Source organism: Variovorax sp. SG517 (assembly GCF_013376045.1).
In the GTDB taxonomy this organism is placed as follows: domain Bacteria; phylum Pseudomonadota; class Gammaproteobacteria; order Burkholderiales; family Burkholderiaceae_C; genus Variovorax.
Genome location: NZ_JABMJG010000001.1, coordinates 452052 through 471512 on the forward strand (window position 1 = coordinate 452052; position 19461 = coordinate 471512).

Annotated in this window: 17 protein-coding genes; 11 read left to right on the top strand and 6 right to left on the bottom strand. The window is 66.6% G+C overall.

The features are described 5' to 3' along the window. The first annotated feature begins 1 nt into the window (after position 1). From fliI to fliR, 10 genes are all read left to right on the top strand, one after another. Positions 2 to 1477 carry a flagellar protein export ATPase FliI gene (gene fliI / locus FHT32_RS01975; protein WP_176663584.1) on the top strand — a complete coding sequence of 492 codons (1476 nt, stop codon included), beginning with the start codon at positions 2 to 4 and terminating at the stop codon, positions 1475 to 1477. Further along, positions 1474 to 1929: a flagellar export protein FliJ gene (gene fliJ / locus FHT32_RS01980; protein WP_176662976.1), complete on the top strand. Its 456-nt coding sequence runs from the start codon at positions 1474 to 1476 to the stop codon at positions 1927 to 1929. Before fliI ends, fliJ begins: the two co-directional genes overlap by 4 nt. A 34-nt stretch (positions 1930 to 1963) precedes the next feature. Then, positions 1964 to 3409 (top strand): flagellar hook-length control protein FliK, encoded by a 1446-nt coding sequence (locus FHT32_RS01985; protein ID WP_176662977.1) that lies wholly within the window; start codon positions 1964 to 1966, stop codon positions 3407 to 3409. A 162-nt stretch (positions 3410 to 3571) separates the two neighbouring features. Beyond that, the gene (fliL, locus tag FHT32_RS01990) at positions 3572 to 4075 is read left to right on the top strand and encodes a flagellar basal body-associated protein FliL (RefSeq protein WP_176662978.1); all 504 of its coding nucleotides are present in this window, start codon (positions 3572 to 3574) and stop codon (positions 4073 to 4075) included. A 36-nt stretch (positions 4076 to 4111) separates the two neighbouring features. Then, complete coding sequence (gene fliM / locus FHT32_RS01995) at positions 4112 to 5110, top strand: flagellar motor switch protein FliM (RefSeq protein ID WP_176662979.1); 999 nt, start codon at positions 4112 to 4114, stop codon at positions 5108 to 5110. Then, complete coding sequence (gene fliN, locus FHT32_RS02000; RefSeq protein WP_176662980.1) at positions 5103 to 5555, top strand: flagellar motor switch protein FliN; 453 nt, start codon at positions 5103 to 5105, stop codon at positions 5553 to 5555. The genes fliM and fliN overlap by 8 nt, the downstream gene beginning before the upstream one ends. Then, on the top strand, positions 5552 to 5977 hold the full coding sequence (gene fliO / locus FHT32_RS02005; protein WP_176662981.1) for a flagellar biosynthetic protein FliO: 426 nt from the start codon (positions 5552 to 5554) through the stop codon (positions 5975 to 5977). The genes fliN and fliO overlap by 4 nt, the downstream gene beginning before the upstream one ends. Next, positions 5974 to 6732 carry a flagellar type III secretion system pore protein FliP gene (gene fliP, locus FHT32_RS02010; RefSeq protein WP_256098841.1) on the top strand — a complete coding sequence of 253 codons (759 nt, stop codon included), beginning with the start codon at positions 5974 to 5976 and terminating at the stop codon, positions 6730 to 6732. Before fliO ends, fliP begins: the two co-directional genes overlap by 4 nt. 13 nt (positions 6733 to 6745) lie before the next feature. Continuing rightward, entirely contained in the window at positions 6746 to 7015 is a 270-nt protein-coding gene (fliQ, locus tag FHT32_RS02015) for a flagellar biosynthesis protein FliQ (RefSeq protein WP_176662982.1), read from the top strand. 41 nt (positions 7016 to 7056) lie between these two features. Next, positions 7057 to 7842 (top strand): flagellar biosynthetic protein FliR, encoded by a 786-nt coding sequence (gene fliR / locus FHT32_RS02020; RefSeq protein WP_176663586.1) that lies wholly within the window; start codon positions 7057 to 7059, stop codon positions 7840 to 7842. A 6-nt stretch (positions 7843 to 7848) separates the two neighbouring features. On the opposite strand, the gene FHT32_RS02025 is transcribed toward fliR, so the two are convergent. Further along, positions 7849 to 8925, bottom strand: coding sequence for a hypothetical protein (locus FHT32_RS02025; RefSeq protein ID WP_176662983.1), 1077 nt, complete (start codon positions 8923 to 8925; stop codon positions 7849 to 7851). Between the two features lie 242 nt (positions 8926 to 9167). Between FHT32_RS02025 and FHT32_RS34890 the strand changes: the two genes are divergently transcribed. Then, complete coding sequence (locus tag FHT32_RS34890; RefSeq protein WP_256098842.1) at positions 9168 to 9482, top strand: hypothetical protein; 315 nt, start codon at positions 9168 to 9170, stop codon at positions 9480 to 9482. A gap of 219 nt (positions 9483 to 9701) precedes the next feature. Here the strand turns inward: FHT32_RS34890 and FHT32_RS02035 are convergent, their stop codons facing one another. The 5 genes from FHT32_RS02035 to flgL all read right to left on the bottom strand — a co-directional run bounded on the left by FHT32_RS02035 (position 9702) and on the right by flgL (position 19453). Then, a complete protein-coding gene (locus FHT32_RS02035) occupies positions 9702 to 9989 on the bottom strand; it encodes a hypothetical protein (RefSeq protein ID WP_176662984.1) in 288 nt (95 codons plus the stop codon). Between the two features lie 14 nt (positions 9990 to 10003). Then, complete coding sequence (locus tag FHT32_RS02040) at positions 10004 to 14431, bottom strand: RHS repeat-associated core domain-containing protein (RefSeq protein WP_176662985.1); 4428 nt, start codon at positions 14429 to 14431, stop codon at positions 10004 to 10006. A gap of 494 nt (positions 14432 to 14925) precedes the next feature. After that, positions 14926 to 15960 (bottom strand): GGDEF domain-containing protein, encoded by a 1035-nt coding sequence (locus FHT32_RS02045; protein WP_176662986.1) that lies wholly within the window; start codon positions 15958 to 15960, stop codon positions 14926 to 14928. Positions 15961 to 16037: 77 nt separating this feature from the next. After that, positions 16038 to 18041 carry an EAL domain-containing protein gene (locus FHT32_RS02050; protein WP_176662987.1) on the bottom strand — a complete coding sequence of 668 codons (2004 nt, stop codon included), beginning with the start codon at positions 18039 to 18041 and terminating at the stop codon, positions 16038 to 16040. Between the two features lie 200 nt (positions 18042 to 18241). Beyond that, positions 18242 to 19453 carry a flagellar hook-associated protein FlgL gene (gene flgL / locus FHT32_RS02055; protein WP_176662988.1) on the bottom strand — a complete coding sequence of 404 codons (1212 nt, stop codon included), beginning with the start codon at positions 19451 to 19453 and terminating at the stop codon, positions 18242 to 18244. Between the last annotated feature and the right edge of the window lie 8 nt (positions 19454 to 19461).

Here is a 19461-nt window from a genome sequence, read left to right on the forward strand (position 1 = left end):
CATGCAGGCCCCCACCGCAGCCGCCGCGACCGCCGCCCCCAACCCGCACCTTCAGGCGGTGCTCGGCACGCTGGAGAAGGCGCGCGCCAGCATCGCGCGCTGCGAGACCACCATCGCCTCGGGCCGCCTCACGCGCGCCGTGGGGCTGGTGCTGGAGGCCGTGGGCCTGCAGCTGCCCGTGGGCAGCGACTGCCTGATCGAGCTGCCGCCCGGCCATCCGCAGCGGCATGCCGAAGCCGAGGTGGTGGGCTTCGCCGGCGACCGGCTCTTTTTGATGTCGCAGACCGAAGTCGCCGGCCTGCTGCCGGGCGCGCGCGTGTACGCACGGCCCGGCGCACCCGAGCCCGACGAGAAGGGATCGACCGGCAACGCCCACACCAAGCGCCTGCCGGTGGGCGAAGGCATGCTCGGCCGCGTGGTCGATGCGGCCGGCCGGCCGCTGGACGGCCTTGGCCCGCTCGACGTGGCGCGCAAGGTGCCACTGAGCTCGCCGCCGGTCAACCCGCTGTCGCGCGCGCCCATCGACTCGGTGCTCGACGTGGGCGTGCGCGCCATCAACGCGATGCTCACCGTGGGGCGCGGCCAGCGCATGGGCCTGTTCGCCGGCTCCGGCGTGGGCAAGAGCGTGCTGCTGGGCATGATGGCGCGCTACACCAGCGCAGAGGTCATCGTGGTCGGCCTGATCGGCGAACGCGGCCGCGAGGTGAAGGACTTCATCGAGAACACGCTGGGCGAGGAAGGCCTGGCCCGCGCGGTGGTGGTGGCGGCGCCGGCCGACAACTCGCCGCTGCTGCGCCTGCAGGGCGCGGCCTACGCGACCTGCCTGGCCGAATACTTCCGCGACCGCGGCAAGGACGTGCTGCTCATCATGGACTCGCTCACCCGCTACGCGATGGCGCAGCGCGAGATCGCGCTGGCTGTGGGCGAGCCGCCCGCCACCAAGGGCTATCCGCCATCGGTGTTCGCCAAGCTGCCCGCGCTGGTGGAACGCGCCGGCAACGGCGCGCGCGACGCGAACGGACGCGGGGGCTCCATCACCGCCTTCTACACGGTGCTGTCGGAAGGCGACGACCAGCAGGACCCCATCGCCGACTCGGCGCGCGCCATTCTGGACGGCCACGTGGTGCTCTCGCGCACGCTGGCCGAGTCCGGGCACTACCCCGCCATCGACATCGAGGCCTCCATCAGCCGCGCCATGACCGCGCTGATCCCGTCCTCACAGTTCGACACCGTGCGCCGCTTCAAGCAGATGCTCTCGCGCTACCAGCGCAACCGCGACCTCATCAGCGTGGGCGCCTACGCGCCCGGCCACGACCTGCAGCTCGACCAGGCGATCGCGATGTACCCGCGCATCGAGGGGCTGCTGCAGCAGTCGATGGACGAGCGCGCGGGCTACGAGGAGTCGATCGCGCACCTCGAGAGCCTGTTCGCGCCCGACGCACGCGCCCCCTCAACGCAAAAACTCCAGAAGACATGACACGCAAGCTCCCCCTCGGCATGCTGATCGACCTGGCGCACACGCAGACCGACGACGCCGCCCGGCGCCTGGGCGCGCTGCAGAACGCGCACCTCGATGCCCGCCAGAAGCTCGAACTGCTGCTGCAGTACCGGCAGGACTACCACGACCAGCTCGACGCCCTGATGCGCGACGGCCTCGCTTCCTCGCAGTGGCGCAACTACCGCAACTTCCTCGGCACGCTGGACGGCGCCATCGAGCAGCAGCGCGCCATCGCCGCCCAGACCGAGAGCCGGCTGGACCACGGCCGCACCGACTGGCAGCAGCAGAAGCGCCGCCTGAGCTCCTTCGACACGCTGGCCGAGCGCGTGCGCATGCAGGAAATGATGGCCGAGGCCAAGCGCGAGCAGCGCGACAGCGACGAGCGCGCCGCGCGCAAGTTCTTCGACCGCGCCTCGCACCCGACGCTTTGAGCCACGCCGACCGAATCTCCACGCAGGAACCGACATGACTTCCATGATCACGCCCCCCGTCATGACGAACGCCGCCGCCCAGCCGGCTGCGCAGGCCGGCACGCGCAGCCGCGCCGCCGACGAGGACCAGGGCCGCAGCTTCGGCGCGGCGCTGGAGCGCTCGCGCTCGAACAACACCGGTGAAACCGCGCAGGGCGGCACCCAGGATGCCGCCGCGCTGGACCCCAAGCCGGCGCGCAAGCCCGGCGCGGACGAAGACGCGAAGGACGACGGCACCTTGCCCGCCGACCCGAACCTCGCCTTTCTCGCGCCGCCGAACTCGCCGCTGCATGCGCTGACGCTCGCGGGACGCGCCGCCCGGAAACAGGGCGGCGACGGCGCGACGGATGCAACTGCCGCCGCTGCGGCGACCGCAACCACGGCGAAGGACATTGCACTGGACCCCGCCCTGCTGGATCCCGCCGCGAAGACGCTCGCTGGCGATGCGGTCGCCACGGCCATCGATGCCAAGGCCGTCCCAGAAGCCGCAGCCGCCGCGAAGGACTCCGCCGCGAAGCCCGAGACATCGCAGACATCGGCGTTGCCCAGCACCCAGGCCGCCGCCGCGCAGCCCGACGCCGCCCAGGCCACTTCGCTGCACGAACTCGCCCGCGCCGCCATCGCCGCGCAGACCATGAGCACGGGTTTCGCGAAGCCCGCATCCACGCCCGTCGGCGCCCCCGTGGGCACCGCCGCGATCGGCCGCGCCGCCGGCTCGCGCGCTCCCGTGAGCACGACCACTGCCGAACAGCTCGCGAGCGCCGCGCAACCCGCAGCCGCTGGCGACGCGCAGGCCGACAAGGCTGCCCCTGTCGTGGTGACTGCCGCGGCCTCCGGCAGCGCGGACAGCGCGGACAGCCAGCCCGCCGTGCCGCCCGCCGCGCTCCAGCAGCCGGCGCCGGCGACGACGGCCGCGTCGGAGCACGCGAGCGAGGCAAGCGCCACGGCACGCACTTCCGTGCACACCATCGCCCCCGAAGTCGGCAGCGACAAGTGGGCACCGGCCCTGGGCCAGCACCTGGCGCGCATGAGCACCAGCGGCAGCCACACGGCGGAGCTCAACCTGAACCCCGCGGGCCTCGGCCCGCTCAAGGTCACGCTGTCGATGGGCGACAACCAGGCGCAGGCCATGTTCGTCTCGGCGCACGAGAGCGTGCGCAAGGCAGTCGAGGCCGCGCTGCCGCAGCTGCGCAACTCGCTGTCGGAGCAAGGCATCACGCTGGGCCAGGCATCGGTGGGCGCGGAGACGCGCCAGCCCTTCGGCAACGGCGCCGCGTTCGCGCAGCAGCAGGGCCAGCAGCAGCACGGCGCAGCCCGGCAGCAGGCCGCATCGTCCTACCCCGGGGCGGACCGCACGGTCGCAGGTGCGTCGGCGGCTGCGGCAGCCGTGCGCCCAGCCGCACCCGGCCACGCACGCTCCGGCGTCGACACCTTCGCCTGAGGCCCGCCAACTCACGCCACCCCTTCGCCCCGCGCGCAACGAGGTCGCCGCCCGCCCGGCGCCTCGCAATGAACGGATATGAAACGCCTTTGTGCGCTTGTTCGGCCGTTCGTCCGCGCGGGACTTCGCAAAGAATAGATCGGACAAGAAAACCGCTTCACCATGGCTCCCCCAACAACTGTCGCAACCGCCTCCCTGCCGGCCCCGGCCCGCTCATCGAAGCTGCTGATCTGGATCGTGGTCGCCGTCGGCCTCGCCGCGGCAGCCGGTGCCGCCGCCTACTTCCTTCTTCCCCGCTTCACGGGCGGCGGGGCTTCCGCCGCCGAGGCGCCCAAGCCGTCCGCGCCCGAGAAGCCCATCTTCGTGATGCTGGACCCGCTCACCGTCAACCTGCAGGCCGAGGGCCGCAGCCGCTTCCTGCAGATCGGCATGGCGCTGCGCGTGCGCGACGAGCGCGCCAAGGCGCAGATCGTCGAGTTCATGCCCGAGCTGCGCAGCCGCCTGCTGGTGCTGCTGTCGAACCGCCCGCCCGAGTCGCTGGTCACGCCCGAGGACAAGGCCAAGCTGGCCGGCGAGATCCGCACCGCGCTGAACGCGCCGCTCACGCCCGAGACGCCCGAGCTGGGCATCTCCAGCGTCTCGTTCAACATCTTCGTCGTGCAGTGAGCACCACGTCATCTTTCTCCGGACGACAAGCGATCCATGGCGTATGAACAGGTGCTCTCGCAGGACGAGGTCGACGCGCTTCTGCAGGGCGTCACCGGCGACGTCGACCAGGCGGCTCCCCCGCCACCGCCCAAGGACGGCCTGCCCGCCTACGACCTCGGCGCGCCCGACCGCGTGGTGCGCAACCGCATGCACACGCTGGAGGTCATCAACGACCGCTTCGCGCGCGGCCTGCGCGGCGCGCTGCTGAACTTCATGCGGCGCAGCCCCGACATCTCGGTGGGGCCGGTGCAGATCCAGCAGTTCGGCGAGTTCGTGCGGCACCTGCCGGTGCCCGCGAACATCAACATGATCCACATGAAGCCGCTGCGCGGCACGGCCCTCTTCGTGTTCGACCCGAAGCTGGTGTTCCTCGTGGTGGACAACCTCTTCGGCAGCGACGGGCGCTACCACGTGCGCGTGGAAGGCCGCGACTTCACGCGCACCGAGCAGCGCATCATCAAGCGCCTGCTCGACCTGTCGCTGCAGTGCTATGGCGACGCATGGCAGCCGGTGTTCCCACTGGACTTCGACTACGTGCGCGCCGAGATGCACGGCAAGCTCGCCAACATCGTCGCGCCCAACGAGGTGGTGATCAACACCACGCTGCAGATCGAGTTCGGCCCCGTGGGCGGCTTCCTGCACGTGTGCCTGCCCTACTCGATGATCGAGCCGATCCGCGACCTGCTCTCGAACCCCATCCAGGACGAGGTCGAGGTCGACAAGCGCTGGGTGACGCAGATGTCGCGCCAGATGCAGTCGGCCGACGTCGAGCTGGTGGCCGACTTCGTCTCCATGCCCTCGACCATCGGCGAGGTGATGAAGCTGCGCGTCGGCGACGTGATCCCCATCGAGCTGCCCGAGACCGTCGTCGCCAAGGTCGGCGGCGTGCCGGTCATGGAGTGCGGCTACGGCACCTCCAACGAGCGCTACGCGCTGCGCGTGCAAAACATGATCTCCCATCAAGACAGCGACCTGAAGAACGAACATGACTGACAACACCTCTTCCGCAGGCAGCGACGCGGACGACTGGGCCGCGGCCCTGGCCGAACAGACCGCCGCGTCGGCAGCGCCGGCCCCGGCACCCGCCGTGGCACCGGCCACCGCGCAGGTCTTCCAGCAGATCCAGGACGCGCCGGCCGCCGCTGCGGCAGCCGCTGCAGCCGCCGCCGCACCGGTGGACATCGCGCGCGTGCTCGACGTGCCCGTGCAGCTCACCGCCGAGATCGGCCGCACGCGTATCACCATCAAGAACCTGCTTCAGCTGTCGCAGGGCTCGGTGGTGGAGCTCGACGGCCTGGCCGGCCAACCGCTGGACGTGCTGATCAACGGCTACCTCATCGCGCAGGGCGAGGTGGTGGTGGTGAACGAGAAGTACGGCATCCGCCTGACCGACATCGTCACCCCCTCCGAGCGCATGCAGAAGCTTGCACGGGCATGAGTCTTCCCACCGTGCCCACGCCCGTCCATGAAGTGGCGCCGGCCGCCGTCGGCGCCTCGGGCCTGCTGCAGGCCGGCTTCGGCATGGCGGTGGTGGTCGGCCTGATCTTCCTGTGCGCCTGGGCGGCGCGGCGCTTCGGCCTGCAGCGCCTGGGCGGCGGGCAGTTCGTGAAAGTGGTGTCGAGCGCCGCCGTCGGCCAGCGCGAACGCGTGGTCGTGGTGGAAGTGGCCGACACCTGGCTGGTGCTGGGCGTCACGCCCAGCCAGGTCAACACGCTGCATACGCTGCCGGCGCAGGTACAGCCTCACGCCGCGCCGACGGCATTCGCCTCGACTGCAACTTCCGCCGCGCCCCGCGCGGTGGAGCTCTTCGCGCGCAAGCTGCGCGAATCCATCTCCGGCAAGGCCAGTCCCGCTCCATGAAGCATCCCGCATTGCGCCGCGGCGTGCGCGCCGCGCTGCTCCTGCTCGCCGCCACGCTGCCGGCCGCCGCCTGGACGCAGGGCCTGCCCGGCATCACCAGCACGCCCGGCCCCGGCGGCAGCCAGACCTGGTCGCTGAGCGTGCAGACCATGGTGCTGCTGACCTCGCTCACCTTCCTGCCCGCGCTGCTGCTGTCGATGACCAGCTTCACGCGCATCCTCATCGTGCTGGGCCTGCTGCGCACCGCCATCGGCACGCAGACCTCGCCGCCCAACCAGATCCTGGTGGGGCTGTCGCTCTTCCTCACCTTCTTCGTGATGGCCCCGGTGCTCGACAAGGCCTACGACGAGGCCTACAAGCCCTTCTCCGAAAACAAGATAAGCGCAGAGAAGGCGCTGGAGCGCGGCATCGCGCCCTTCAAGACCTTCATGCTCAAGCAGACCCGCGAGGGCGACCTGGCACTCTTCGCGCGGCTGGCCAAGGTGCCCGAGATGCAGGGCCCAGAGGACGTGCCGCTGCGCATACTGCTGCCCTCCTTCGTCATCAGCGAGCTGAAGACGGCGTTCCAGATCGGCTTCACCATCTTCATACCCTTTCTCATCATCGACCTGGTGGTGGCCAGCGTGCTGATGTCCATGGGCATGATGATGGTGCCGCCGGCTTCCATCGCGCTGCCCTTCAAGCTGATGCTGTTCGTGCTGGCCGACGGCTGGCAGCTGCTCATCGGCGCGCTGGCGCAGAGCTTCTACCTCTAGGGCCCGAGCCGAGATGACACCCGAATCCGTCATGACCATGGGCCACCGGGCCATGGAGATCTCGCTGCTCATCGGCGCGCCGCTGCTGCTGGTGGCGCTCGTCATCGGCCTGATCGTGAGCATCTTCCAGGCAGCCACGCAGATCAACGAGACCACGCTGTCCTTCATTCCCAAGCTGCTCGCCGTGTTCGCGACGCTGGTGGTCGCGGGGCCGTGGATGCTCGACCGCATGCTCGACTACATGCGCGTGCTGTTCTCCGGCATTCCGCTGCTGCTGAACTGAGCCCGCCCTGACGCGCGAGCCGACCTGACGTGACCCCGTCGATCATCTCGGTCACCTCGGCCCAGCTCGAGGGCTGGATGGTGGCTTTCCTCTGGCCCTTCGTGCGCATGCTCGCGCTGGTGAGCACCGCGCCCATCTTCGGCGAGGCATGGGTGCCGCGGCCCGTGAAGGTGCTCATCGCCGCCATGCTGGCCTTCGTGGTCTCGCCCACCATCGGGCCGCTGCCCGAGGTGCCGGTGGTGTCCGCGGGCGGCGTGTGGATCATCGTGCAGCAGGTGCTGATCGGCGTGGCCATGGGCTTCACCGTGCGGCTCGTGTTCACCGCCGTGCTGGCCGCGGGGGAATACATCGGCCTGCAGATGGGCCTGTCGTTCGCATCCTTCTTCGACCCGATGAGCCACGGCAGCACCATGGTGGTGGCGCGGCTCTTGAACATGCTCGCGATGCTGATCTTCCTGGCGCTCGACGGCCACCTGCTGATGGTGAACGCGCTGGCCCAGAGTTTTCACACGCTGCCCATCGCCGATGCGCCGCTGGCTGCCGGGGGCTGGATGTTCCTGGTGCTGGCCGGCGCCGAGATCTTCGCGAGCGGGCTGATGCTGGCGCTGCCGCTCATCACCGCGCTGCTCACGCTCAACCTGGCAATGGGCATCCTGAACCGTGCATCGCCCCAGTTCAGCATCTTCGCGGTGGGGTTTCCGCTCACCTTGCTGGCGGGCATCTTCATGCTGCAGCTGCTGATGCCGAACCTCGGGGCGTTCCTGGAGCCGAGGTTCGGGGAAGCGATTGCCAATGCGCTGAGGTTCACGCAGGGCCTGCGGCCCTGAGCGGAATCAGCGCAGGAGTTCGGGCAGTTCTCCGGGTTCGGCCGGTGCGGCCGACGCAGCGGACTGATCCGGCCAGTCGACCTTGGAGCGGATCTCGCCCCGTCGCCACTGGGCCAGCCTTTGCGTGTAGCGCGGCGCAATGCGGTCGTAGTTCTCCCAGCTGTCCTGCGTCATCGCTTCGCCCGGCTTGCGCCAGTTGTTGCTGTCGCCGAATATCTCTTCCGTGTCGGGGAGAGCGGCTGCCTCGCCCGGCTGCATCAGGCGGTTCATGTAGGCATGGCAGAACGCCGCGTGCTCCGGGCGCACGTCGTTTTCCCAGAGCAGTCCGTCGAGGCTGGAAGACAGGAAGTCCACGGGCGACAGCTCCCGTTGGCGAAGCGCATCGAGCCGGCCGGCGGCAAGGCGGTCTTCCCGCAGGATGCCGTTCAATGCGCACCAGCTTGCGAAGAAAGCGTCTTCCACCGAATGCTCCGGCTTGCTGCCGGGGTAGATGGTTGCGTAGGTCTCCTCCTCATCGACGCCCAGCAGCATGACCTCCGGCAGCCCTTCCGAATCGACCGTGACCTTGGCCCGAAGGCCCTCGCGCGGCGGCGGCAGCGCGAAGCGCACTTCCTCGACCATGCCTTCGACGCGCCGGATGAAGCGCGAGCTGAGCGCCGCGTCATCCATCTTCCAGTCGAAGCCGCCAGGCAGCGAGCCACGGAAGTTGGGATAGACGAAGGCATGGGAAACCCAGGTCACCCAGGTTCGCCCCTCCTTGCGCGGCGGGAAATGCGAGCGGGTGCTGAGATTCATGCTGGTGCCGACCTCGATGCCGAGCTTGCGATTGACGATGTCGGGGCTGTTGTTCGGCGTCGCGTTCTTGAACGGCTTCTTGCCGAGGGCTTCGGCCAGACGGACTGCGGCGGGGTCGTCGATGCGCTTGCCGAGGGCGTCGAGGAGCAGAGGGGTCAGGTCTTCGGTGGTCATCAGGTCCTGTAGGTTCGATGTTGGAGCCTCGCGCGGCGGATTTCGCCATTCGCGCGGACCGGGGGATTGTTCCAGCGTCGCGGATAGCTGCGTAGATATACTGGCCGCCGTCACGTCAAAAACAGGCGTGATCGGGATTGGCGTCCCGCTGAAATCACTGCGACGCAAGCCGCAGTCACCCCGCAGGGTCTGCGGCTTCGTCGTTCGTGCCTCCAGTTTTGGCGGCTCGACGGGCGGGCGCGAGCCCGGCCGGTTTCACGCAAGTGGTTTCCCGGTACGCCAACTCGTCGAGCCGCCGCCCTCAATTGGCGTTGAGCGCGGCTGTTTCAGCAAACCGAAACCCTTGGAGGCCTTTCATGGCTGCATCTGCTCGCGCATCCGCGCGCGCCTCTTCCTCTCCCGAATCATCCGAAACCGCCAGCGTCGAATCGCTTGCGCTGCAGGCCAGCGACGACGTCGACAGCCTGCACGAACTGCAGCGCGCATATGCGGGCCTGGAAAAGCTCATCGTTTCACAGACCGTGAACGACACGGAAGAGATCCATCCGACCCGTACCGAACTCGGAGCGCTGGTGCGGGTGGTGAATGAGGAATTGAAGCGGCGGATCGAAGCGGCCGACTCCGCGCTCCAGTCGTTGCGCATTGCCTTGGATGCGGGCGGTCCGCGGTGATGAAGATCTTCCGTGCATAGATCGACGGTATGTGCGTCTCAAGTTCCGGCCGGAAGCAGGCGCATCGTCACACTGAGCAGCCCATGCGTTTGAGCCCCCTCTGCAGTTCCTCACGCGGTCTGCAGGCGCACCCGTCCCACATCGCGATCAGGGCTCTCATGCCAGAAGAACATGATGCTTACGGCAAGCAAGGTGACAGTTTCCGGAGACCGGATGAACTTATTCGGTGTCGAGGTCGTTGATAAATGCTTCGAGTGCAAGCAGTGAGCCTTCAACTTCAGTCGTCTCGGCCACACTCAATTCCCTTTTTTCTTCGAGCACGATCGCATTCACCTGCTCTAGGGATAGAACAATAGGGAAAATGGCGTTACTCCATCTCTCATTGGCAACCACAGTATTGACCCCCTCAATTCGCTGGATAAGCGCGTTCAGAGCAAGTGACTTTTGGCGATAGTCCTCAATCAGCTTTCGCAAAACTGTTATCTGTCTTTTCAGAAATTCATCCATTACGTTCTCCATTCTCACTTAGGGATGACAGTGATCACTTGACCTCGACCGCCTGTAACGACGGTCACGCGGCCATCGGGACTGACGTGAACCGTTGTGTCCGGTTGATTGCCCGGCACAGAAGTACCGTTCTGAATTGCATCCTCGATCACCGAAGGTGGAAGACCACGCCCTTGCATTCGATCTAAGGCATGACCTGTGTAGTCTCGGCCATCGATACTCGTTGGCTCGTTTGTACCGGGCTCCACCTCAATCGGACTGCCTCGTTGGCCAGTTGGCGTGCTTGGGTGCTTCTCGCCAGCGCCATCAGAAAACATTCGATCGCTAAGACGACCAAGGGCATCACCACATTGCTTTCCAATTTGCTCCAATTTCTCTTTGCAACCCGGAATCCCTTGACAGATTAGGAGACTAACTCCTGTGCCACCAACGCCCCATGCAATGGCATTTTTCCCCTGGGGATCGGTGTATCCAAGAGAGTTCCCTCCAACATACCCGAACCGATTCCACCCACCATCAAGCCCGATTGGATCCGGCTGGCTGTATCGCCCCGTCCTCGCGTCGTAGCTTCTGAAGTAGTTGTAGTTGAGGCCTGACTCTTCGTCTGCATACTGCCCCGGATAGCGCAGGTTGAACTTCACCGCGGCGATGTTCGTGGTGCCCGGATTCGGTGTTGTCTCCGTGTTAGCGAACCGGTTCTTCGCCAGCGTCGGCTTGTCCTCCCCGAAGGCGCTGTAGCCCCACTGCCAGACAGCCTGGCCGTCCGCGTTGCTCAGCTTCCTCGGCGTGTTCAGGTGATCGCTGTGGACGGCATAGGTTGTGCCGTCGATGATGGCCACGATCGGCATCGGCCCGTTGGCCGTCGGCAGGTAGATGTACTGGCTCTGCCCTGCACTGTTGGTGCCGCCGCTGCCCACCTCGGCGATCAGCGTGCCCTGCTCGTCATAGGTGTAGGCATAGCCCAGCTGCTCCGCCTGTGTCGTGCCCGGGCTCCACAGCTTCGTGAAGAACGCGATCAGGCTTGCCATGAAGCCAGGGTCGGCCTCGTCGCCCTGTGTGGGCGGGTACAGCGGCTCCGTCTTGAACACCCGCTGTCCGAGCGCGTTGTGGGCGTAGCGCGTGGTCGGGCTCACATCGGTCGCGCCCGTCGTTGCCGCCGCCAGCCTGCCCTCGGCATCGTAGGTGTAGCTTCTTAAGCCATCGGTCAAGAGGTCGCCGTTGGCGTTGTAGCCGTAGGTGACGCTGGTGCTGCTCGATCCGTTGAGGGTCTGCGTGAAGCCCGTGAGCTGGTTGCTGGAGGTGCCGACCGTGTAGGTGCGGTTCGTCGTCTGGCCGTTCAGCACCCGGGTGCTGCTGGAGCGGTTGCCGTTGGCGTCGTAGCCGAAGCCTGCCGTGTTGCCCGTGGCGTTGAAGCTCGTGATGCGCCCCACGGGGTTGTAGCCCACGCTCCAGCTTGTGTTGGCATTGGCGATGGTGCTGTGGGTCGGATCGGTGTCCCCGGGCAGGTACAGGTTCTGCGTGAGGCTGCTGATGCGCCCCGCGGCGTCATAGCCGTAGCTGCTGAACTCGGTGCTCGTGAGCCGGCCCGCGGTGTCGTAGCTGCGGCTGGCTGCGAGTTGCGGGCTGCCGGTGGTGAAGGCCCAGGTCCATGCGGTGGGCTGGCCCAGCGGGTTCCAGGCGATGCCGCTGACCAGCGGGTTGCCGTTCCAGTTCAGGCCCGTAAGGCGGCCCGTGGCGTCGTAGACGTGGCTGAGGGTGCCGCCGTTGGGGTAGCCGATGCTCGCCAGGGTGCCGTTGGGGTTGTAGGCGTAGCTGACCTGCTGGATGCTTCCATTGGCGAGGGTCTGCTTCTTGAGCGTGATGCGCCCGAAGGCATCCCGGGTGTACTCGGTGGTGCCGCTGCGGTCGACGATCTCCGAGAGATACCCCTTGCTGGTGGCCGTGAGGTCGTAGCGCAGGGTGGTGGTCTTGCCGTCGGCGAAGACCAAGCCGGTGGGGCGGCCCAGGGCGTCCCGGGTGATGGTGGTGGCCTGGCCCAGGGCATCGGTGACCTGGCTGGGCAGGCCGAGGTTGTCGTACTGGGTGCTGGAGCCACCTGTGTCGGCGCTGCTCTCGGTGGTGGCGTTGCCCTGGGCATCGCGGCCATAGGCGGTGACCACGCCCTTGAAGTCCTTGGCCTCGGTGACGGCGTCCAGGGCGTTGTACTTCAGGGTGGCGCTGGCGTTGGCTGCGTCGGTGACAGAGACCACGCGGCGCAGGTTGTCCCGCGCGAGTTGAGTGCTCTGGTTCAGCCCGTTAGTGGTGCGGCTGAGGTCACCGTTGGCGTCATAACCGAAGGATTTCGCCTGGTTCGGGCCTTCGGTCATGGTGTAGACGCGGTTGAGCAAATTCATGGTGCGCGCGACATTCCAGGCCACGGCGCCAGCACTGTCCTTGATCTGCTCGGCGGTACGGTTGCCCATGCCGTCCAGGGTGTGGGTGCCCGATTCGCCTCGGTTGTTGCTCCAGCCGGTCAGGCGATGGGCGGCGTCGTAGGCGTAGGTCAGTACAAGGCCGCTGGGCAGCGAGACGGTCTCGACGGTGCCGTAGGGCTTGTAGGTGAGGACGGTGGTCTGGCTGCCGATGCTCTGGGTCAGAAGTCGATCGCGAGGATCGTAGGTGTAGGTGGTGATCAGGCCATTCGGAGCGGTCGAGCTGACGACGCGGTTGGCGAGGTCGTAGGCGTACTGAGTGACATGGCCCAGGGCGTTCGTGGACGTGAGGACGTTGCCTCGGGGGTCGTAGGTGTAGCTCGTCACCGCGCCGTTGGGGTCGGTGGCGGTGTCGACCAGCTGCTGGGCGTTGTACGTCCACTGCCAAGTCTGAGCCTTGTTGTTGATGGTGTTGGTGAGCGTCCGGGTGAGGGCATTGCCGACGGCATCGTGGGTGAAGGAGATCCTGCGGCCTGACTCGGTGATCTGTATGGGGAGGCTGAAATCAGGATGCCACTGGGTAGTGGTGGTCTGGGCCTCCGGCCTGCCAAATGCTCGGACCACCGCGAGCGGGAGACGGCGGGTGATGTCCCAGCTTGAAGTGGTTACCGAGCCTTTGAAATCACTCTCGGAAGTGACCAAGCCATTGGCGTCCTGAACTCGGTATGCAGCGTCGTTGCCGCCGCTGCCGGAGGGCCATGAGCCGCCGGTCACGACCAGCTTCCCCTTCGTTGTGCTGTAGCTGTAGCTGCGGCTCCAGCCCACCGGATCAACCACCGTCGCTGAACCCCAAGAGGGATAGCTCACTTGGTAGCGATTGACGGCGCCGGCCAACTGTGTCTCGATGGCACGGCCTTGCGAGTCATAACTGAAGGTGGCGAAACGCGCGCCCGTTTCATCCAGGATGCCCGTCAGGGCCTGTGGGTACGTAGCATTCTCGTAAAGGTAAGTACGAGTCTTTGCGTCTGGGTAGGTCACCACCGAGAGGCGACCTTCGGGGTCGTAGGTGTAGGCGATGCTGCGCAAGTCGGGCGTGACAACCGACACGAGCAAGCCCGCACCGTTGTAGCCCAGTGTCAGCGTGCGCCCAAATGGGTTGGTGACCGTGATCAGCTGTCCGGCAGCATCATAGGTGTAGGAAGTGATCTGCCCATTTCGCTGGGTGAGCGCCTGCAGCTTCCCATCCGCAGCAAACAACAACGTAGCGTCGTCCTCGGCACGCCGATATGCCCAGGTACCGTCGACCGCCTGCACCAGACTGTCCGCACTGTTCGAAGTAGTCCAGACCGACGAGCCCGGAGCCTTGCTGAATGCACGCAGCGTTCCGTCTGCGTTGTTGATGGCTATGGAGATTGGATTGACTGCCGGCGCGAACCGCAGCGCCGTCGTGTGGTTGTGCGCCCACGCCCTGCCCAACGAGCCTGCTGGCCGGCTTGTGTCTGCCCCCCAAGTGCTTCGGTACGTGCGCCGGAACGACAGCGGTGCTGGGCCGTTGTCGCCGTAGTCGAGGTCTGACCGGTACTTCTCTGCGGTGGCCGGCAAGATAGGGGCGCCGAATATCTCGCCATCGGCCGCACTGACGACGTCGTTACGGCATAGCGGCGGCTCGGGCGCGGCGGGCTTGCCGGTGATGGGGTCGACAAGGGAGGGATCCGTCGGGGGATCCGATACTTCTCGCCACTGTCTATCCAGATAGAGGGTCGTCTGGCTATAGAACACCCCCGCGGTAGAAGCGTCCCTTTCCACCGCAGTGCATTGGGTGTCGGCACCGGACGCAATCGAACTCACATACGTGTAGACGCTGCCGTTTACGGATGCGGAAGCGCCAACCATCTGCGCGCATGCTGCCGAAGCAGTGCGCTGCACGTCACTGTGCTTGCTGCCAAGCCATCCATTGCCAAAGGCCTGATACGTGTACGCCTGGGCAGCGAACGAATAGGGAGCGCCAAGGCAGCACGCCGCGACGAGCAAGCGGAAAAGATGGGGTAACCCGCCCCAAAGATTGCGAGGATGCTGACGAGCAGCCCCACATGATTGGCCTCTGCTGAGGGTTCGACGCCATTTGTCCGAAAAAACCTCAAAGGCCCATCTCGTCGATCGAGACGACGTCCGTGAAACCGCGACCAAATCGCAGATTCTTTGCAATGCCCCCTGCAAACACATCACTCACCCCTCCCTCGTGCTTTCTCATTGGTGCGCCTGAACATCTAACGGCACCTTCGCGAGCCGTGACGATCAGCATTTTCCCGAGCAATCGATAACCCGCTCAGGCTCCCCAAGCTGCCCACTCTGTACAGCGACTCCAGGTTAGCGGAAAGGCTACGCGCACACAACGACGGCTTGATGGCATGCGCACAGGCGACACCTGGGAAATGGTCATGCCGGAGGAAGGTTCGACTTCGGGTTCCGTTGAAGGCGACGCACTATGGGGTTCGCGGCATGTCTTACCGCACCACTGTCGAAGGTCAGCCTACGACATGCAGGGCGAACCTGTCCTTCCCCATGCGCTTCGCCTCGTACAGCGCCATGTCGGCTTCGCGCATCAGCTCCGATGGAATGCGATGGCGGCCCAGATCGGATATGCCCACGCTGACCGTGACGAGGCGGCCCTCGATGCGGATGCCGCGCACCTGCTCCAGGATGCGCGCGGCCATCGACTGCGCATGCGCCGTGCCGCCGCCCGTCAGCATGATGCCGAACTCCTCGCCGCCGAGCCTGCCCAAGGCATGGCCGAGCGCGGCCTCCCTGAGCACGGCCGCGACGCGCTGCAGCGCCAGGTCGCCGGCCGCGTGCCCGAAGTCGTCGTTGATCTTCTTGAAGTCGTCCACGTCGATCATCAGGAAGCATCCGTCGCCGAGCCGGCCCTGCTCGTGGAGCTGCTGGACGTCGGCCAGGAGCTTGCGGCGGTTGCACATGCCGGTGAGCACGTCCTTGTATGCGAGCTGTTCGAGTTCCTGCCGCAGCCTCAGGCTCTCGCGGTGCAGCGTCGCGAAGATGACGTTCATCAGCAGCCCCATGGTGATGGTCCCGCAGGGCATCAGCAAGGTCCAGCCGGAATCCAGGCCATGGGGCGTGCCCACCCACTCGCCCCGTCCCATGATCAGCCATGCCCCCGAACTCGCCAGCGCCGACAGGCTCAACCGCGAGAAGAGCGGCGCGCCCACCACCGAGACGATCACGCTCATGGAAACCGCCCACACCTCGCGATCGGGGCTCTGCGCCATGAGCATGGAGAAACCCAGGCACAGCAGCCAGACGGAGATGATCGAGAAGAACGAGAGGAACCGGGTCGCGCAGCTTCCGGCGATGGACAGGGCCACGCAGCATGCAAGCAGCGCCAGGTGCCAGGTCACGTATTCGTAGCCCGGGTCCGCGAGCCACCATGCCGCGCCCCAGAACACGAATCCGATCACCTGCACGCCCACGGAGATCGGCTTGATGAGCCGGAGAAAGTCTTTCAGCCGGGCCCGCTCGTCGACGGATGGGTAGCAAACGATCATGATCGAAGACCTGCAACCTGTTGGTTCACGCCGCTCGAGCGGTCCGGGGGCAGTGGGAGGGCGATTGCCCGTTCTTCTCAGGCCCGTATGGGTCCCGGGCTCCTGAGCGTTCCGTCCGCGCAGAACGCGCCCTTGCGGCGGGCCATCTGGATCAGCTCCTCCATCGGAACCGCCCTCGAGAAAAGGTACCCCTGGCCGAAGAGCACGCCCATCTCCAGCAGCACCGCGGACTGGGCCTCGGTCTCCACGCCCTCCGCGACGAGCGCGGCGTTGTAGCGGGTCGCGCTTTCCAGCGCGAGCGCGACGGCCTCGCGCATGCGCGGCTGGTCGATGCGCGCGATCATGCTGTGGTCGATCTTCACTTCGGTGAAGGGAATGGTCGCCAGGGTGGTCAGCGCGGAATAGCCCGTGCCGAAGTCGTCGAGCGACAGGCCCACGCCCGCGCGCTGCAGCACCACGATATTGGCGCGCACCGTTTCCACGTCGGGCACGTGGCCGCTTTCGGTGATCTCGATGAACAGAAGCCGAGGCGGCACGCTCAGCAGGTCGAGGAAGGCCAGCACGCGATCGCCGAAGCGCGGAAGCGTGAGGGTGGTCGCGGAGATGTTGACGGCCAGCGGTATCGGGTAGCCGGCCGCGAGGCAGCGCTTGATGTCGCGCGCGACCACCTCCAGGGTGCACCACTCGAACTGCGACAGCAGCTGGTGGCGGGTCGCGATCTCGATCACGTAGGGCGGCGGCAGCGGCTGCTCCTTCACCGACTGCGCCCGCAGCAGCGCTTCCGCCCCGCACACGTGGCGCGTCATCAGGTGGAACTTGGGCTGGTACTGCATCGGCGGGTTCGCCGTGTGGATCCAGTCGATCAGCTGGCGGCGCACGTCCTCGTCCTTGTCGGACTGCTCCGCGAACGACGAATGGAAGTAGCGGACCATCTGCTCGTTGCTCTGCAGCGCCAGGCTCAGGTCGCGCAGGATCGAGGCGACATTGACCTGCGGCCCCATCCGCGCGTTCGAGACGCCGATGCGCAGCTGCAGCTGCATGTAGGCCGCATGGGTGTTGCGCAGCGCCGCCATCGCTTCCGCCTGCACCCTCAGCGCCATCTGCTCCTGCTCCATCCACTCCAGCGACACGCCCTGCAGCACCACGATCAGCGAAGAATCGCTGAACTGATAGCTCCGGGGCTTGAAGCCTTCCAGCATCCGGCCGGCCGGCCCCTGGGTGAGACTGCAGGAAAGCTCGCCCCAGAAGTGGTCCGTCCAGTCATGGCCGAGCGCGCGCACCATCTCCTTGAGATTGGCGACCTGGAAGGTCATGAGCACATGCTGCCTGGCGTCGGCCCTCAGCAGCTCTTCGAGGAATTCCCCGAGCGCGAGCCGGGTCGGAAGCCCGGTCAGCAGGTTGGTGTGCGACATCGACAGCGCACGGGCGTGGGACTCGCGTTCCCTCGCATCCCTGCGAAGCAGGGCGAGCATGCACCCGATGATCAGCAGCGACAGCGCGCAGCCGAGGATGCGAAGCGCAAAGACGCGCGCGTTGATGTGCGCGGGAACCAGCGCGAGCACGTGAACCAGCCCGGTGGAGAGCATCGAGAACGCCACCCGCACCAGCCACGCGTTGCGCACGTCGCGCCAGCCGAAGGAGGTGATCGGCTTGTAGCCGATGCGGTAGTGCATGACGATGCCGCCGAGCACCAGCAGGGACATGTCCAGCACGAAAGCAGGCGCCTGATGCGTTCCTCCGAAGAGAAACCGGCCGCCCACCAGCAGCGCCCAGCAGATGCCCCCGCCGCGCCAGCCGCCCAGCAGGCCCGCCATGAAGAGCAGGTCGGAGCCGATGTACGGCTTGGACGGCAGGTTCATCAGCTGGAACGCCATCGCTAGCAGCACGAAGCCGGTGAGGCCCAGCGTCCAGCCGTAGAAGCTGGCGCGCGCATGCAGCATCGCCTCGGACACCTTCGAAACCCTCGAAAGCATCAGCACCAGGCTGAAGATGCCCAGCATTGCTGCGGACTGCATCAGCAGAATGGGATAGTTGGCCAGCTCGGCCTTCCACGCGGAAAGAACGAATTCCCACACGCTCATGCTCCCCTGGTTTTTTTACGTCACGCTGCCCGCGCCTTCGCGGACACCTCACCTGCTCCTCGTGCCTGCGCTTGCAGCCCTGCAGCCCTGCAGCGAGGCACCCGTCTTTCGCCTCCGGCTCCGGCGCTCGAGGACTCGTTCTTGTTTTCCTGTTTCTTCGAACGCCGTCCGGCCGGCTCCTCGGCGGCCCTCTTTCTCCGCTACAGGTAGTTGAACAGCGAGATGCTGTTGAGCCGCGCGAAGGTCATCTGCGTGGCCTGCAGCGAGGACTGGCGCTGGTAGAACTCCGAGATGGCGGTGTAAGGGTCCAGGTCTTCGATGGAAGACAGATAGGACTCCTCCTGCAGCTTGCGGCCCGCGCCGCCCGAATCCAGCGAATCGATCTCGGCCTGCCGCGACCCGACCGAGGACAGCACCGTCAGCACGTTGTCGTGCGCGTTCGTCACCTTCACGTTGGCCGTGCTCAGCGCGTTCTGCAGCTTCGCCTGCGCGGCCGCGCCGCCACCGGCCAGCGGCGTGCGCAGCGCGCTCACCAGCTCGCCGATGGCCGCGAACACGTCGGTGCCCGCGTTCTTCGCGGTCGACACGTCGAAGCTGTCGCCCGCGGCCGGCTTGCCCGTGATCTTGACCTGAACGCCGCCGAAGCTGATGGGCGTATCGGGCGAGAAGGTGCCCGTGGCCGCGACCACCGGGGGCGTGTCCTTGGTCATCACCGTGTAGTCGGTGGCGGTGAAGGAGATGGTGAAGTCCTTGCCGTAGTTCGGCGCGGTGGCGTCTGTCACGCTGACGGAGCCGAACACGCCGGTGCCGGTGTTGGCCGGGGCGCCGGACGCCACGTAGCCCGCGCTGCCCTGCACCGACTGGAAGACGGTGCGGCCGTCGTCCGAGGTGGGCATCTGCCGCGCCACGTCGACCTGCATCAGGCGCTGGCCCTGGTCGCCCACGTACTGCACGCCGCCGCCGGCCGCCGCCACGAAGGGCGGCGTGCCGCTCTTGAAGCCCGCGAACAGGTACTGGCCGTTGCTGTCGGTCGAGTTGGCGATGCCCATCAGCTGGTCGTAGCTGCTCTGGATGGCGGTGGCGATCGATGCGCGGTCGGCATCCGACAGCGCGGCGCCGCCGGCCTGCACGGTCAGGGTCTTGATGTTCTGCAGGATCGAGGTCACCGAGTCGAGGGCGTTCTCCTCGTTGGACAGCGACAGCGAGGCGCGCTGGCGGCTGGTGGCGTACTGCGAGATCTCCGAGAGCGTCTGGCTCACGCCCAGCGCGCGGGCCGCGCCCACGGGGTCGTCGCCGGCCGAGAGGAACTTGGAGTTGGTGGCCAGCTGCTGCTGGACCTTGAACAGCTTCTGCTGCTGCTGGCCCATGGCCAGCACGTTCTGGTCGTAGAAGGATTGGGTGCTGATGCGCATCGCTTTTG